The following is a 15,797-nucleotide window of genomic DNA, read 5'->3' as shown; positions in this document are numbered from 1 at the left end:
TCCCCAAAGGTTTTGCGTTCGTTCACCGCTTGCGGCCGCTGTTCGATGGAGGTTCCTGCAAGGCGTTTGTTTCGGCGATCGCGGTGACGGCCTGCGTGTTTGATATGGCGACGGAGCTTCTCAGGCAGGATCGTGTTGTCCAAAGGCAAGAGGCCGCGGTCGAGGTAACGGTAAACGGTCGGCGTTGAAGGACAGGCGTGGGCGGGATAGAGACGCTTAAACAAGTGACAGTACCCATCAATGCTTTGTAGGCGAAATTTGGCTTTTTTGACCTTGGCCGTGAGCCAGTTGAAGAAGAAGTGCCAGCGTCCCTTCAAGTGCAGCTGGCAGTAGTCGTGTTGGCAGCGCTGCTCGTGTAGAATCTGTGCGGTATCAGCGTAATAGGCTTCGTAAGACAAGTAGTTTGACCTCAGCTGACGGGTCTTACCGCGATTGAGTTCCCGACTGATAGTGCTCGGCGCCCGATGGAGACGAGCGGCAATCCTTCTAATGGAGAAGCCTTTCGTGTGATGAAGCCCCTCAATGACGCCGCGGTCTCAACACAATGCTTGACGCGCGCACCCATTGGTATTATTCTTACAACGAAAGTTTGGGAAGGCTTTCATTGCTTTGCTTTTGTTCTTTTATTTACTGATTTATTCTGTTTATACACCTCTAGTCACGAATGTTAGCTTCTTTCCCTTGAAAAATGGGATAGTATCATAAACACATCACTATCATTCAATAGCATTCCCAACGTCCATACTGTATCGGATGAAGAACTACAGAATACAGTTGGTGGTTGAAACATCTTTTATGAAGCAGGCAAGCTTGTTGGGACTGGCCTTTATTGGTTTGCTCGGGGCGCGTCTGTAACCAACAAATAATACTGGAGATAAACTTCAAGCCGATCTCGCCAACATCAGCGATGGTGCTGGATTGCCTGGCTGGCTTATGTGGGCACAACCAATTGCCGATTTTGCTGGTGGCATTTATGCAGGATTTAAAGACGGTATTAAGAAACATGGCGGTTAAGTTGCACGTGTTTAGTAATTAACTTACCGATCACGGTATTTAAACCGCTCTCAAATTAAAGCTGTTGAGTCTCAGTACTCCATACCAGATTCAACAGCTTTTCATTTAGCGAGGTAGGAAAAGATGAAGAAAACAAGAACAGTTAGAACCTCTTCTTTTTTATTTTTCATAATGATAGGCGAAATTCTTCCTCAAATTGCCTTACTACTTGTGGTGCTAGCAAATAATAACTTTGTAAACATACTTTGGTACTTAATTTCCATTGCTTTCTGCGTTTATTCTTTTCAATTTGGAATTTCTAGAAAAATTATTTCTCTGTCCTCTGCGGATCTTCTTATTGGCATTTTATTAGGCTTGTTCTTATTAGGAATAGAGTGGCTACTTTCTAGTCACCTGCCCGGAAGCAATGTTGCTACTGGTCCAAGATTAAAGCTATCCTTATTCTCAATCTGTGTCTCCGGTCCTCTTTGGGAAGAATTTATATTTAGGTATTACTTGAATTTAAAAACGTTTAAAGGCTCATTTTCTGGTATGATTATATCCTCCCTTATTTTCTCTGTTATTCACGGGTATGTTGGTCTACTTCTTCTAGCCTTATTCTTTTTATTTGGAATTATTTTTAGCGTGGTAGACTTTTATAGAAAAAATGTCTTTGTGTCTTCCATAGCTCATATTGTCCTTAACACGATAATTTTACTTCTTAATTTTAGCGGTTAATGACGTGGACACACTTATAGTACCATAAAAGCTTCCCGTTTCTAGTTCATGCCATAATTCTTAACCTGCAATTATCTGCAATCTTCACAATAACTCTTTACAACTTTAGTTTTGTTAGCGAAGGGGGGCTATTATCTTGCTCTCACAATTTAACCAATGGTATACCGCACGAGTCGAAGAACGCGATTGCGGCGTGGTCGCTCTTAATATGCTTCTAAAGTTCCATAAGTCAGATCATTCTTTAGCCCACCTGCGCGTCTTGTCCAAAACCGACAATACCGGCACCACCGCTTTAGGCATTGTCAAAGCTGCCCAAGGTTTAGGTTTTGAAACTAGGGCTGTTCGCGCCGACATGTCCTTATTTGACACAGCTGATATTTCTTATCCGTTTTTATTGCCCATGTCATTAAAAATGGTAAACTGATCCACTACTACGTCGAGGCTGGTGATTTAGGCTGTAGTTTGTGACCAATTTTCAGTCACTTTATTGTTGATTTGATAATACTTACCGCCCTGTTCGGCCACGAGGAAATTGGTACAGAAAAAAGCTTCGGGAGGAGGTCGATATTTGCCAATGCAATCGCACTATCCACTGTTACCGCCAAAGACTCGGCGGTTCTAGTGTTCACTAAGTCAAGCCCAAGCGAGCCTTTTAGGAAGGCGAACTTGCGCTCAATGGCACCACGAGGATTTTCGGCACTGACATCGGCTTGACGTTGTTTTGGATCCACATGTTTGGGTTTTCGACCCAGCTTTGGTCCGTTCAGTTTGATACCTAGCTGCCTGCACAGCTTGATGTTGTACCGCGTGCGATACAAGGTGTCGACCAGCGCCTCATCCGGATATTCACCCACCGTATCGAAAACATGGTCAAGCGTTGCCTCAAGATCGGTGCTCTCATTGAATGAGTCGAAGTCGAACCGTTCCACATCGATGATGCCATCCAACATGGAACAGTCGATCTTGGGGCCGAACTCAACGGCCTGCTTAGCTTTGCCGCGAACGATTGGCCGGATATACGGCTGTTGGAGGCTAACGATCCGATTCTCAACGTGGTGAGTGTGATGCTCAAACATGAAGCGCTGCTGGTCATAAACTTGCTTAATCACCTCAAGGCGTTTTTTCTGCCAAGCGGTGAGCTGCCCGCCCTGTGCAAGCAGCTCCTCAACATAGCGTAAATCTCGCCGAATATATTGAAGCTGGGCCTGGATCTGTTTATGGCGTTCCTTGTTTTGACGACGTGGTTTCCTTGAAAAGGCGGTCCATTTTCTTTTCGCTTCACGCCGGTATGTCCGGGGAATTGTCACGCCTAATCCGTGAGCCAGATCCGTGATCACCTGCTCGAGGTTTAGCGGACTCTGGTTAAGCAGCGTTGTGTCTTGTGGGTATTTAATCTTGACTGGAACGGCCATGGCATCGCTAATCAAAACATGTGTCACATGCGTCCCTTCAGGTAGGTTGTCGTCCAATCGCTCGCGCGTGAAGTCATTAACAATGTTTCGGATCAAATCAGAGATGGCCGCAAACCGTTGACGAAAACGCACCAGGATTGTGTGCTCAAACGGCTTTTCAGCACGGTATTCAGGTAAACCGATGAAGTACTGATAGGCGGGTGTATCACGGATATCATCGACAACTTGGCGATCGGTCAAACCCTTCTTCAACTTGATCAGCGTTGCGCCATAAAGCAAACGAAACGGCTTCGCTGCTCGTCCGGTTTTTGAAGGGAACTGTAATTGGTATGCCTCTTCAAGCTTGGCCCATGGGACCAGCTCCGCATATTGTACCCACTCGTTGTCAGGACTGAGAGGTGTTCCCAGAGCGATTCCAAAGGATTCAAGTGACAGTTGTGTTGCTTTTTGGCGATAAACCATAATCAATTCCTCCGATAAGTTAACGATAAGTGCAAGGGTTAAACCCCAGACATAGGCGCTTCTGGCAAATCGGTCTTCCACTTACTATGCCTCTAACCGTTGAAAAATCCTATAGTGGTAATGCTTTCGGAGTTTTTCACTAGGCACTACCTAGAGATCACGGAACTCCACTACCTAGAGATCACGGAACTCGTCGTTGTCTGTAACGGTCATACAGGCAACGACAAAGGTCTTGTGCACATTAATCCGGCAACAGTTGAGACCCAAAACAATTTGTAAGACCATGGTAACTTTATCCTCTCGCAGATTGTGTAACCCTCACAACAGGGGCTGGTTCGCTACGCAAAAACGAGTTGTTTTCCAAAGATAAGTGCACGTGCTCTTGGTCACATTTATTTGTTCTTGAAAAGTAAACCTACACATATATTTATGCCGCATCACGCTTGAAGGTGTGGCTATTCACCTCCCCGTGATTTATAGTGTGAGGTGTAGGTTACACAAGATTAAAATACGAAAGGAGAACGTTGGGTGCAGTCTTTTCATACTGTTTCGGGTGGAGCCAAGCACTCGCGTGATTATAATTATGGTTGAATCTTTTGCAGGAGTTATTTGTATTATAATTGGTGCCTACGAGTGGTTCCTTTGCTATAGGTCATTTGGTAACTTAAAAAAACATGGAAATGCATCCACCTCTCCTTTTATTCTCCTCTCCTTCTGGAGCGCGGCTGTATTCGGATTGGCACTTGTAGGAATAGGCATCGCTCTAGTATTTAGGTCAATGTAGTGGTTGCTGAATGATTCTGAATCTCCTATCAATAAACAACACCACCCGTTACTGAGTTGCCATAAATTCAGATATAGATTCCTGGGAGCCTCATGACATCGGTCATGAAGCTCACAGTTTAGACAACAATGAGAGAAGAAGTCACATGGTTTATCGCAGAAAGACCGTTCAACGCTATTCGATTATTGGTGGAATGGACGGCGGTAATCCTACGGTTGCCATTCACCCACACGTTTGTCCGTTGCAGCAGGTGAAAAAATAGGCTCTGCGTCAACTGGTGTTGAAGAATAAATTTATCATCTTGCGCAGCTCTGCTTATGGGAGCCGTCTTTGTTATGCTATGCCGTGATTTGGAAGATTCGATTGAAAAAAGCTAGCTGATTCCTAAAGCTGAAGCAGGATCGCTTCAAAGCTTGATCAAATGATTGATGCCTTCAAGTGAACCGTTGGAATAGGGACTCGAGACAGCGTCCAGAACCGTCGATTCATGTTTCTTGAGTGTGGCTATGGCAATATCCATCTGGTTGTTATTAGGTTGATAGTGATTTAGTATCCTTGCCAATACCTGGGATCTTTGTCCTTCACCAGAACTTCATGGAGATTCAAATAAGTCTCGTAACTTTGCTTGAGTTTAGGGACAGTGTCCAAGGCGATGTCAATGGCCCCTTGTTCAGTGATGTATTCGTTTAGGCCAAACAGGAAACGCTTGTACTTAGCTTCCGCGTCAGCTTTGTGGAAGAGCCGCCAATTGGTTCTCATTTCACACTATAGCCCAACGTGGAGATTTGAAGAAACTCAACTGCGCTCCTTTAGTTAAGGTCAATTAATTTGCAATCAATATACATTGACTTAGTTATTGAGTTGCTTATGGCTAAACGGCGCTCTAGATCATTTATGTGAAGTTTAGCGCGTTCTGCAATTAATAGCTCGCCATTCATTCATTTTTAACCGGTAATTTTTAATATAATAAATTAATCGATTTTACCTATATGCAAAAAGAAATATTCCGACAATGAAAAAGTGTTTATTATTATATAATCCAATTATAAAACTAAAATACGGTAAAAAGTATTGACATGATCACGTGTTATTTGTTAATTTGTCTTCAGGAAGACATTTCCCACTTGAAAAGCTTTTTTTGTCACTATCGCAACTGTATGAGAAGGGCTGTATGAGAAGGAAGGGTATGTTCAAAGAAACAATTGTACCTTTGTCAAATGCTGAAATTTCTAAGATCACCGGGAATGAAGGCGGTAAATACTATGGTAATGGGGTTTATTGCATCAAGAAAAAGTGCTGCGTAAACTGGGGAGAAGATATCAACAGGATCGGAAACAATATGGCAGCAAACTGATTTACTGGCGTTAAAATCTCGGATCATCCTGGCCCAAAAGGTCCGACCTATCACTCGGGTTCAGGAAAATCCCGTCGCGCTGGTCGCCATTACGCAATAAACTAAGATTCAAGCGTCGAGAAGTTGCAATTTAGGGAAAATAAAATCTACGCGTTTCGAAAAGGCGGATTTCATTAAATCCGTCTTTTTGACAACTTTCGCGTTAATCATTTGTCGTCAACATCGCAACAGTGCCTAAAAGAGAAAGAGGTTTAACCATATGCTTTTGAAGTTGAAGAAGGCCAATCTACTTGCTATATTTTTTGCAGCCAAAGGAACTCTCTTTATTTGCTGCATGCTTCTATTCTTCTATTGGCTATTTCTTATTTTGACGAATACATTCTTAATTCCATCTTCTAACTTTGTTGGAAATATTCCCTCGATTCTACGAGGAGAACTGTGGTACATCGTAACAGGCTCTATTTATCACGCGGAATTGAACCACCTATTGATGAACATTCTTCCGATTATTATTTTAGGACCTTTCATAGAGTGGAAGATCGGAGGCATGGCTCTTGTAACCAGCTTTTTTGTCTCTAGTTGGATTGCGACCCTTTTATTTTGTTTTGTGTTTGGGGGATACATTCAAACATCTTTCGGAATCGGCCTCTATATTTATACGTTTAACGGTGCGTCACTCTCGGTATATGCCTTATTTCCGTTGGTTGTATTAGCATTTTTCATAAAAAAGCCAGCCTTTTCCTTGATTTCAAAAATTATTTTATTTGGAGTTTTTTGGTATTTCATTTTCGGACTTGTTCCTAACGCAAGTGCTTCAGACGTTGAGATCATGACACAAATTGCGCATTTATGTGGTTTTCTTGCCGGTCTTCTTTGCACATTCATAATTTTGATCTTAAGAAACTGGAGAAAGATTCCATTCTTTAGACCTAAACCGATTAATTAGCCAACTGACGCTGCTGCGCAAAAAATTAAGAAAAACGCTATGTTTAAAATTAAGTATGGATTAGCCAACCGCTACAAACTATACTACTCACCACAGATTGATGAACGTGTCTGCGGTGCTGCCGCGCTCAATATGTTACTAAGATATAACAAATCAGACTATTCGCTCGTCCGATTAAGACAATTAGCGAAAACCGACCAGAGCGGATTAAATGCTAGCTTTGATCCAAAGGTATGCAAGGCAGCTACGACTCCACCCTGCGTCTTTGTATTCCTCCCCAGCAGCTCCAAAACAACCCGCGCCGCTTCATTTATTAAACTCTTGAATAGCGCCGAGCGAGATTTGTCCATGAAAAAGATCTCGCGTAAGCCTTCATCAATCGTAAAAAAAGATATGTCGATGATTAACGGCAAATATATTATGTGCCACCAAATCACGCCATCGCTGGCTTTCGCCTACTGTACAGGTCGGATCCTTTGCATTTTAACGCGACCAATTTGGTGTTATGGCAGCTTTCACAAACAAATAAACGATAACCTTTTCGAATATCGCCGCAAGATTCAAATTTGGCAACCTCTTTTTGAACGACGGGCCGAATTCGTCGTCCATGATCCTTCAAGAATGTAGCCCAGTTTTGGTGTTTGTCGAAAAAGATGGTCTGAAGAATATTCTTTTTCATATCACAATTTTACCGAAACTTTGACGGGATCAAAGGCAATTGAACCCTTGAGCACCAAGGTCTCATGAACTCCAAAAAATTATAATCCCCTATACGTCAAAAAAACCGACCGGAAACAGTTCACTTACTTTTCCGGTCGGCTCTTTTCAGCTCAAACAGACACACACTTTACGCTTCTGCGCGGTGGTGCATCAATACCCACAGAAGTGCAGCGCCGGCGCCGATAAACAGCAACGCCGATACCCCGTTGGCTGCGGACAACATGGCAAATGCCATCGTTGCAAAAAGGCCGCCAATCGAAAGGCCAATCCCCCATTTTTGAATCGGTGTCAAGCTGGCAAATGAAGCGCGGAACCCCCACGCTAACAAGAGCGATCCAACAAATGAGATCAGGCCAAAGATAATGTGCCCTAAAATCAACCAGTTAAACATCTTATTCCCCCTTTCTGATAAGCAATTCGCTACGTTCAGAAATTGGTGTCAATAGCCTCAAATTCGGCGACCGTTCATCCAGCCACAGCGCCCGAAACCAACACCCAAGTCTTTGCGCAGGGAATCGCGTCAATACGCTTTTACTATACGTGAGATGGTAGCGGTTGCCAACTATTTTGGCTTAGCGAGACTTTCTGCGTTTAAGCGGCCATTTTCCAGGCGCAAGGCTCGATCCCAAAACCGCGTAACATCCAGTCGATGGGAAATAACCATCATGGCAATTGGCAATGATTTTAAGCGTTGACTCAGTGCTTTTGCCGACGCGGCATCTAAGTTGGCAAACGGTTCGTCTAGCAGTAACATCGCTCGCTTTGCGACAAGTGCCCGCGCCAAGCCGATCTTTTGCAATTCACCTGCCGACACATTGGCTTTCGTCTGGCCGTGCAGCTGCGTGGCGAGTCCTTGAGGCAGACGGGCAACGAATGCCTGCAAATCGGTTTGGACGAGCACAGCTTCAATTGCTTCCTGGGTAATCGGACGGCCAAGCGAGATATTTTGCAACAAAGTATCATCAAACAGCGCCACGACTTGCGGAACAAAACCGATCTTGTCGGCTAGTTGCTCTGTAGTTGCGCCTACCGATTGTCCTTGAATTGTGCCAGTCTGGGGAATCAGTAAGCCTAAAATGATCTGAATCAACGTCGACTTCCCGCCGCCACTTGGACCCGTGACCAAAATTTTTTCATGGGCCGCAACATCAATCGTTAAATCAAGTCGCTGTAACACTGGCTGGTGCGCAGATGGATAGGTGTAACTTAGATCCTGTAAAACCAGTTGCCCTCCAGAACAGGGGACAGCGGAGGTTGGGCACTGTCGGGATGCTTTTTGCGTTAAGTCTGAATGTTTTTGTTCCGGCAATGTCATTAATGCGAGCAAGCGTTTGGCAGCAACCAACTGTCGTGAAAGCCGGGCATACTGGCCCGGCATGCTGTAGAACAACCACGTAAAGCTCGGCGTCAACATGGCAAACGCCGCAAATTGGCCGACTGTGATCATTTTGAAACCGACAAACAACAATTCAACGCCTAAAATTGCAATGTCAACGAACAACCCCAGCGCAAAGCCAAGTACAATGGTTCCTGTTTGCTGAATGCCCATGTGATACTGGGAGTCTGCAAAAGTTTGGTAAGCCTTCCGAAAAAGTTGTAAACCAAACTGTTCACTTCGATAGTCTTTTAATAGTGTTCGTCCTGCAAGTACTTCCAATAAAGCTGATTGCATGCGGCCATTTTCGACTTGTTGGGTGTCCTGTGCCTGAGTTAAACGACCAGCCATGAAACGTGGGATCAATAAGGCAGTCAGGCACAATCCTACGATCACAACCATCAACAGCCATGAACTCAACCAACCGAATAAGCTGGCGGCAAGGAACGAAAAGGTTCCAACAGCAAGTGCCGTTACCGACTGAATAAACAATGGGGCGGCCAAGGACGCTTCGGTTGTCAGACCATTAAGTCGTTCACTACCGGTTTGATCGTCCGTTGCAACAGGGCCAGTCATGAGTGCGGCCATTTGTTGCGTTTGAAGTCGTTGGACCAGCCTATACTGTGCTTGCGTCTGCCAACGCGTAATCAACCAGCGCCCCAGTCCAATCATCAGTGCCGCACCAAGCGCCACAGCAAACAAGTGTATTGTCAGCATGCTTTGTTGGGTCACATTTTGAATGATATGCGCTAACACAAACTCGAAGCCGGCGCAGATCAAGGCAATCAACCATAAAAGCGGCGCGATCCGCGTCCCGACCAGTTGCCAAACTTGTTTAAGCTTAGTCATGCTGCTCACCCACCTTAATGATGTGATCGGCGGCCGTAACAAAATCGAACGTGTGCGTGATCACGATAATCCCGCGCCGTCGTGCCTCTTGCCGTAGAATCCTCATGACCACCGCCTGATTTGCTGCATCAATATCGGAAAAAGGTTCATCCAAAACCAGCCAAGGCCGCCCCGAAAGCAGCGCACGCGCGATCCCGAACCGCCGCTGCTCGCCTGGTGAGAGTTGCGCAGGATGTAATATTTGATCGACATCATCCGCATATTTTTCAAGCCCCAGTTGGTGTAGTAGTTGGCCGATCCGTTGTGACGAATGAGGTTTAGCCAAAAGCAAGTTGGCCGCAACAGACGCCGTGAACATCACGCTGCGTTGCGGCACGAATGCCATTAACTCAGCTGGCGAGGTGGCTGTTGAGCGGCCGCGAATGGTGATGTGTCCGGAGGTTGGCAGCAACTCACCCAAAATCAGTTTCATTAACGTTGTTTTACCGGCCCCGTTTGCGCCAATAATGAACGTGATGCCGTGATTATCAATCTGAAAATTCAGATTGTGCAACAGCTGCCGTGAGCTGTTCGGGTAATGAAAAGTCACCTGCTCGCCGACAATCGCCATGGGCTGATCAGGAATTGCTGCTATTTTGGTGTTAGTCGTGGTCTGAACTTCAGACGGGACCTGTAGCCGCGGCAAAATGCGTTGTAGCGAAGTCTTCTGCTGGGCAAGATACCCAATTGTCGGCGCTAACCCTAAAAACGGCCACAAAATCGAGCCGACACCGGCATTCCATGCGCCCAGCACGCTCGCCACCGACTGCTGCGTCAGTGGCAACAAGGCAAATCCCAGTACCAGAGTTAAGACTTCCGCCAAATAGATCCCGCCGTTAAAAATACCGGACAAGGCACCGGCAGCACTTGCCAGTTGGCTGATGCTTGGCGTTGCCTCCTGGAAAAAAGCCTGATGCCGCTGCTGGATATACGCAAAAACTTGAAGGTTCCGCACCATCGCAAAATTCGCCAAGAAATCATTGAAGAAGCCTTTATGGCGATCATCAATGCCAATCAAATTTGTCTGCGCCCGATTTTGGTAGCGAAAAAGTTGCCGAGAAACCACTGCGAAACCGAGACCAATCAGGATAAAAACGACTGCCAACTGCCAGGATTGAGTGGCAACATACGCGATGCCCAAGATGACGGTGATGCCAAAATCAACCAGCGGCAAGACACCGGTATCCAAAAACTGCATGATGTTTTGGGTGTCAGTTACCAGTAAGTTCGTCGCTAAACCACTATCAGGTGCCTCATCAGCCTTCCCAGCCAAAAAGCCACCCACTAAAGCAGTGGCAATGGCTAGGCTCAAGCGCCGTTTTAGCCGTTCCACAACCACTCCTGATAACCAGTAAACGCCCGTATAAACAACCGAAGCACCCAGCATTCCACCAAAAATACCCAGCAACAAGCCAACCTGACCGGCCAGCGCCGCAGTTAATCCTAGCTGAATCAACATGGAAATGGCGACGTTGAAACCATCAACCGCGACCCGCAAGCCAAGCAACCCTACTAACCACCGTTTTTTAATTGAACCGATTTGAAAAATTGTTTGCATTGAGCTCGTCTCCTCGAGTGACTGGAGAATCCAGTCAAAATTTTGGGGACTGCGTTGTCACAAACATGAACGTATGCACAAAAAGACGGCCTCCTCAGCCGTCTTTTTAAAACATCCTATTGATCGACTAGAAGCTCATCCGCGACGCACACCAAAGAACCCTGCACTAACCGCAGCCCCTGCATTCAATTTTGATGGGGTAAATCGGTCTTTGATCCGCATCTTAAGATGCCTCCGTTCGATTTCGGTTTTGATAGCGTTAGCATAACAGGTGGTTCCTGAAAAATCAATGAATTATATTTGTGTTTTTTAAATTTTTCGTCGTGTTAACAAAAGAAGGCACTAGCGCCAAAAATTGATCCGCTGCTAGTGCCGATTATTTTAAAAATTCAGTTACCAAACAATTTATAACTTGCTTTGACTCAGCAAGTCGCGCCGCTCATCAGGATGCCCTTTTTGAACGCCGCTAATACATCTGACCCCTTTGCAATGCGAACGCTGCCGTCTAAATAAGCATGCGCGTCATCTTTGATACTGATGGCGCCGTTTTTAAAGTCCATGGCCAAACCGCTGGCAAAGAAAATCATGTCATAGTCCGAAGTGTACAGCTTCAAACCGGCGTCATTGTCCAACTTTACTTGATAATCCGAATCCGGCTGATCGAGCACAATCAGGGTAAACTTCGTGCCGATGCTGCAGGCACCGCCTTGTAACGAATACCGCCCGCCGCCGTCATCGGCAATCAACAGCAAAACCTTCTGATCAAAATGCTTCTTTTTCATCAAGTCAACAAACGATTGCGATAACTTAATCGCTGCCATCATACCGTCACCTTTCCTGTTACTTACTTTTAGTGTGACACTTATGCGGGGCAAAATCAATTGTGCGCGGTTAATTACCTTGTATTCTTTTCAAATATAGGCTGCAATCAGAGTTTCGATGCTAACAATCTTAAAGATCAAGACCCCTAATACTTTGAGCGATCATTTTCTGAAATTGCTCGATAAAGGCAGGTTGCTTAAATTGAATGGTCATGCCGCTGTTTCGTTGAAATCCAGTATCTGATGAGAACCAAAGCTGATCATTTCCTAACACAAGACAGTCTGGTAGATTACCGTTGTAGAATGTATAAGTCACACCGCCCAACCGCTTGAAGCTGGTACTTTCATATTGATCTTGGTTGAGAATGACATGAACTTGTCCGTGATTGCCTTGAACAATGGCGATCGCTTTCTCCATAAAGCGAGAAATACAATTACCAACAACGGTCATCTTGTCGGCGGAAGGTAACATTCGATATAACGCCTTTTGATAACCACCGTTGTACACCTGCATCCCCGTCTGCTTTGAATATTGATCATCAATGATTTGATAATCCAATCGCTTATATTCCTTGAGCCGCTTGCGGTACATACGCGCAAGCATTGGAATCGATGGATCAACATAGTCGTAAACCCGCAATTCTGGCTTGGTGTTCAATGAACGTTGCATGCGTCCTAAAAATTGCACCGTGATACCTTTCCATGAAAATGGCATGGCTAAAATTATGGTATCGATACCACCTATATCCATGCCTTCCCCAGCATATTTCCCTGTCGCAATTAACGCATAGGCCTCATTTGTTTTGGCCACTTTCGCAACAACCTGATCATTTTCTTTCGCTTTTGTCCACCATAAAGTTTATACACCTGTTTCTCCGGTAATGCGGCTGCCAGCTCATCCACATGCGCTCTTAGATCTGTTAATAAAAGAACATGCCGACCTTCTGCCAAATTTTGCCGGATGTCTCTGAGTATGGCCTGATTTCGTGGTTCATCATGCAGCACGGCTTCACGGTTTTGCGCCAAACTGTTTGTTGCCATTTCAAGCGACATTATACCAAGACTCGTATATCGAGGAATAACGTGACGCGCAACTTCAAGTGCAAATCGGCTGTCGATTGCCTCTGTTTGGTACCGAATCGGACCGTAACGCATCACCAAAATCGGATCCAAGCCATCGCGCCGATAAGGAGTAGCGGACAAACCGTATAAATAGTGCGAGCGAATGCGCTTGATCACCTGATCATAGGTGTAGGCAGCATCATGATGACCGTCAAAGTCAAGAATGAGCTGTTTTGTGAGATTCCCCTTCAGCATCGGATAAAAGCCAAGGAACTGTGTGCCATCTAAGTGATCGATAATGTCTTGATCTGTTAACGGTGCATAAGCATTTTTGACAGGATGCCCCTCTTTAAAAATAGGATACGGACCATAGATTTCCTTTTGTGCCTTTTTGTTAAAATACCGATGCGCATACACATCTGTTCGGCCAACAATCCGTTCTTTATAAAGTGCCAGATGGTCAGCTAAATCATTACCCATGCGAACCTGTAACTCACGCTCCGGGATACAAAAATATTGTCGACTGATCGGATCTTGCAGAATAACAATATCTCCGCGCCCTTGTGCTCCAAGGTCTTTGGCTTTATTGACGTAATCATATTGCTTGCCGGCTAAAGTGTATGTTCTTCCCATATGTGATCTTTCATCATCTTGTGTTAGGCATAAAAGCGCTATCATTCTTGCGGTTAACATTACTGACAACTTTACAATATTCACAATCACTTTGTATACAGAAAGATAAACTTTACAGAAAAGAATTTTCTTTACTTCAATTTCCTAACTAGCTGCACTTGATCCCAAAAGCCTTGAACATTTTCCGGCGCTTTCTCCAGTGCAACTAACATCCCCTTCACTAGCCACAACTGAACAGTCGCCAAAAAAATGCGCTGATCCTGCTCCTCGATCCCCGCCAAGTCGCAAAAACGATCCTTGTACACCTTGACTGCATTCTTATCTCGCGGCATGAAGCTATCAAAGAGTGCGGCAAAGTCCAGAAACCGAGGGCCGCGACGTGCCTCACCAAAATCGATAATCGCAACTTTTTCGTTGGCCAGCGAAAGTAAATTCCAACGGCCAAGATCGCCATGCACCCACGTTCCCTGCTGGCGGTCAATTGTTTCGAGTTGCCTGATCATCGATATTAGTTGTTCATATATGCCGGGCCAATTTTGGGCTAAGCTAGCTTGCTGTCTCTCCCAAAGTTGATCCAACGAATGCGTATCGTCAGGCGACCAAGCATATTCAAATCGATCAAGTACAATCCGAATTTTTTTGTAACATGCCAACGTTGCGGTTAATGATGGCTTCATCGCGGCTTGCTCCCAATAATTCTGGACGCGATAGATCTGTTGATCTACCGTCACAAATGGTTGCCCGTCTGTGGTCAGCAAAATTGCTGGCGTTAAATAGCGATCTTCTGCCTGAATCGCCTGCGTTAAGGCAAAATCAAGGGAAGCGCGAGCGACATCGGCAACCGTCTTCACCAAAACCGTTGCCATATCAGTCTCTACACGCCACGCGCGACCACTTTTGCCATTGGTCATTTGCGTTATTTTTCTGATCTGCCCAAGGTCATAGGCATTTACGATCCGATCCAAATCAGGCATGATTCTCCTCCATACATTTCCGCTAATGGCCGTGACGAAGCTTTTCTCATGACGAATGGGCGATTATCGGGTATGATCGTCTCACCACTGATCAAGGTCAAGCAACGGCTTCGATTCTATCGCTAAAACATCAGTCTAAAGCTTCACGACAAGTCTTCCAAATTAGCATAGAATAACAGTAGATCTTCGGCAAACTTCTTTTAGAAACGAGGCCATCCATGAAACACCGCAACCGCTTATTCTGGGTGATCGTGCTTGTGGCGGGAGTCTTCTTAATTTATAGCACAGAGAGTCCGCTGTCAATTGCGACGCGCCAAACTGTCAAAAGCGGCATCGACCAAGTCTGGAACACCGCCACACGCACTGTCTCTGGATGGTTGAATGGCAATAATCAAGCTAACCAGGCCAGCCAAGCCTCATCTGGTAGCCTGATAGCCAGCAACACCAGCCAATCAGCCACTTCGACTAGTACCTCAGCCGACACCACCCCCGCCTTAAATATCGTTCAAGGCCGTCACATCAGAAAAACTTATTACTATCACTTTGATGCCAACTTGCCGCAGTCAGAACACAACGTTTTCAACGAAGCTGTCCGCGCCTATAACGCAACCGGCATCGTCAAACTCATCCCTGGCAAGGGTAAAAAGAATGACAACCAAATTACTTTTTCAAGTTATCAAAAAGGCATGAGCGAGCAGGACCTCGGCGCCACCGAACTTGGCGAAGGCGGCCCGACTATCATTGTTGAAACCATGGGCACGCAGGTCACCGTCATCAACCATGCCCGCGCCAGCCTTAACCTCACCTATCCGGCACAATCCATCAACGAAGCCGTCGCCATGCACGAACTAGGCCACGCGCTCGGCTTAGATCACAGCAAGTCCCTCGACTCGGTAATGTACCCGATCACGCGCGGGGTGACGCAGCTTTCTAGCGGCGACATTGCTGGGTTGAAAGCAATTTATGGGCAATAAACACGATTCCAAAAAGGCAACGCCACCGGCTGAAATAGCTTGTGGGGTTGTCTTTTTATAGAGCCTGAAAACAACACGACTTCACTGACTAGTTGGGCAATAC

The 15,797-nt window shown here is 45.6% G+C and carries 12 protein-coding genes and 6 pseudogenes; 6 read left to right on the top strand and 12 right to left on the bottom strand.

Annotation, left to right across the window (positions count from 1 at the left end):
* A partial coding sequence (locus BVJ53_RS13560) for a transposase family protein (protein WP_462345212.1) occupies positions 1-398 on the bottom strand: 398 nt, incomplete at its 3' end.
* Positions 399-437: 39 nt separating this feature from the next.
* Positions 438-524, bottom strand: a pseudogene (locus BVJ53_RS15620) (helix-turn-helix domain-containing protein); the annotation flags it as partial.
* 613 nt (positions 525-1,137) lie between these two features.
* On the opposite strand from BVJ53_RS15620, the gene BVJ53_RS13555 reads away from it, so the two are divergent.
* Together BVJ53_RS13555 and BVJ53_RS13550 are read left to right on the top strand one after the other, a co-directional pair.
* The gene (locus BVJ53_RS13555) at positions 1,138-1,731 is read left to right on the top strand and encodes a CPBP family intramembrane glutamic endopeptidase (RefSeq protein ID WP_129302865.1); all 594 of its coding nucleotides are present in this window, start codon (positions 1,138-1,140) and stop codon (positions 1,729-1,731) included.
* Between the two features lie 130 nt (positions 1,732-1,861).
* A pseudogene (locus BVJ53_RS13550) lies at positions 1,862-2,169 on the top strand (cysteine peptidase family C39 domain-containing protein); the annotation flags it as partial.
* A 12-nt stretch (positions 2,170-2,181) separates the two neighbouring features.
* Here the strand turns inward: BVJ53_RS13550 and BVJ53_RS13545 are convergent.
* A pseudogene (locus tag BVJ53_RS13545) lies at positions 2,182-3,605 on the bottom strand (IS5 family transposase).
* Positions 3,606-4,727: 1,122 nt separating this feature from the next.
* Positions 4,728-5,148: pseudogene (locus tag BVJ53_RS15615) on the bottom strand (transposase); the annotation flags it as partial.
* A 427-nt stretch (positions 5,149-5,575) separates the two neighbouring features.
* Here BVJ53_RS15615 and BVJ53_RS13535 point away from each other — a divergent pair.
* The 3 genes and pseudogenes from BVJ53_RS13535 to BVJ53_RS15395 all read left to right on the top strand — a co-directional run.
* Entirely contained in the window at positions 5,576-5,743 is a 168-nt protein-coding gene (locus BVJ53_RS13535; protein ID WP_129302863.1) for a leucocin A/sakacin P family class II bacteriocin, read from the top strand.
* Between the two features lie 259 nt (positions 5,744-6,002).
* A complete protein-coding gene (locus tag BVJ53_RS13530) occupies positions 6,003-6,689 on the top strand; it encodes a rhomboid family intramembrane serine protease (RefSeq protein ID WP_129302862.1) in 687 nt (228 codons plus the stop codon).
* Between the two features lie 39 nt (positions 6,690-6,728).
* Positions 6,729-6,905 (top strand): annotated as a pseudogene (locus BVJ53_RS15395) (cysteine peptidase family C39 domain-containing protein); the annotation flags it as partial.
* On the opposite strand, the pseudogene BVJ53_RS15650 reads toward BVJ53_RS15395, so the two are convergent.
* The 8 genes and pseudogenes from BVJ53_RS15650 to BVJ53_RS13490 form a co-directional block, all read right to left on the bottom strand.
* Positions 6,893-7,368, bottom strand: a pseudogene (locus BVJ53_RS15650) (transposase zinc-binding domain-containing protein); the annotation flags it as partial. The pseudogenes BVJ53_RS15395 and BVJ53_RS15650 overlap by 13 nt on opposite strands.
* Before the next feature lie 168 nt (positions 7,369-7,536).
* A complete protein-coding gene (locus BVJ53_RS13515; protein WP_087912419.1) occupies positions 7,537-7,800 on the bottom strand; it encodes a Na+-transporting malonate decarboxylase, carboxybiotin decarboxylase subunit, madB in 264 nt (87 codons plus the stop codon).
* A gap of 171 nt (positions 7,801-7,971) precedes the next feature.
* Complete coding sequence (locus BVJ53_RS13510) at positions 7,972-9,633, bottom strand: ATP-binding cassette domain-containing protein (protein ID WP_129302861.1); 1,662 nt, start codon at positions 9,631-9,633, stop codon at positions 7,972-7,974.
* On the bottom strand, positions 9,626-11,230 hold the full coding sequence (locus BVJ53_RS13505) for an ATP-binding cassette domain-containing protein (protein ID WP_129302860.1): 1,605 nt from the start codon (positions 11,228-11,230) through the stop codon (positions 9,626-9,628). Before BVJ53_RS13505 ends, BVJ53_RS13510 begins: the two co-directional genes overlap by 8 nt.
* 422 nt (positions 11,231-11,652) lie before the next feature.
* On the bottom strand, positions 11,653-12,051 hold the full coding sequence (locus BVJ53_RS13500) for an iron-sulfur cluster biosynthesis family protein (RefSeq protein ID WP_129302866.1): 399 nt from the start codon (positions 12,049-12,051) through the stop codon (positions 11,653-11,655).
* A 130-nt stretch (positions 12,052-12,181) separates the two neighbouring features.
* Positions 12,182-12,862: a hypothetical protein gene (locus tag BVJ53_RS15385; protein WP_238150183.1), complete on the bottom strand. Its 681-nt coding sequence runs from the start codon at positions 12,860-12,862 to the stop codon at positions 12,182-12,184.
* On the bottom strand, positions 12,832-13,746 hold the full coding sequence (locus BVJ53_RS15380; RefSeq protein WP_238150182.1) for a DEAD/DEAH box helicase: 915 nt from the start codon (positions 13,744-13,746) through the stop codon (positions 12,832-12,834). Before BVJ53_RS15380 ends, BVJ53_RS15385 begins: the two co-directional genes overlap by 31 nt.
* 131 nt (positions 13,747-13,877) lie before the next feature.
* The gene (locus BVJ53_RS13490; protein WP_129302859.1) at positions 13,878-14,720 is read right to left on the bottom strand and encodes a phosphotransferase; all 843 of its coding nucleotides are present in this window, start codon (positions 14,718-14,720) and stop codon (positions 13,878-13,880) included.
* A 218-nt stretch (positions 14,721-14,938) separates the two neighbouring features.
* Here BVJ53_RS13490 and BVJ53_RS13485 point away from each other — a divergent pair, with 218 nt between their 5' ends.
* Positions 14,939-15,694, top strand: a complete 756-nt coding sequence (locus tag BVJ53_RS13485; RefSeq protein WP_129302858.1) for a matrixin family metalloprotease — start codon at positions 14,939-14,941, stop codon at positions 15,692-15,694.
* Positions 15,695-15,797 lie beyond the last annotated feature (103 nt).

Source organism: Lacticaseibacillus chiayiensis (assembly GCF_004123795.1).
In the GTDB taxonomy this organism is placed as follows: Bacteria; Bacillota; Bacilli; order Lactobacillales; family Lactobacillaceae; genus Lacticaseibacillus; species Lacticaseibacillus chiayiensis.
The sequence above is the reverse complement of the archived record's forward strand: the minus strand, read 5'-3'. Positions and strand labels throughout refer to the sequence as shown.